Origin of the sequence: Mycobacterium sp., from assembly GCF_008709575.1 — a bacterium.
GTDB lineage: Bacteria > Actinomycetota > Actinomycetes > Mycobacteriales > Mycobacteriaceae > Mycobacterium.
Genome location: NZ_VYIK01000519.1, coordinates 1 through 559, shown reverse-complemented (window position 1 = coordinate 559; position 559 = coordinate 1). Strand labels below are relative to the sequence as shown.

1 pseudogene is annotated in these 559 nt (G+C 61.7%); it reads left to right on the top strand.

Going from position 1 to position 559, the window contains the following annotated elements:
- A pseudogene (locus tag F6Q13_RS19930) lies at window positions 1-453 on the top strand (CAP domain-containing protein); the annotation flags it as partial.
- Window positions 454-559: the final 106 nt, after the last annotated feature.

Genomic DNA, 559 nt, shown 5'->3' with positions numbered 1-559 from the left:
AACCTCGACGGCGACACCGGCTCCGACGGGTCCACCCCACAGGACCGCGCCAACGCCGCCGGCTTCCACGGCAAGGCGGCCGAAACCGTGGCGATCAATCCCGCCCTCGCGATCAGCGGCATCGAGATCCTCAACCAGTGGTATTACAACCCCGCATATTTCGCCATCATGTCCGACTGCGCCAACTCCCAGATTGGAGTGTGGACGGAAAACAGTCTGAATCGCACCGTCGTGGTGGCCGTCTACGGACAGCCTCAGTGACTCCGTCGACGCGACCGAAAGTACAACGGAAACAGCACTTCTCATTCCAGGCCTCACCGATTGGAGAGTGATCAGATGGATATGGATCCCAACCCCGACTATGACGCCAGCGACGAAATCGAGTTCGCCATCAACTGGTTCGCCTGGATCCTCCGCGGCGTGTACCCGCCGCCCGGCATTCCGCCGGCGTAGGGCAGGCATGAGGCCGTCGTCGGCACCCGGCTTGCGCGTTTACACGTCCGACTGCGGTCTGTCCACAACTTTTGCAATACCCATCCGGTCGAGCGCGTAAGGAGTC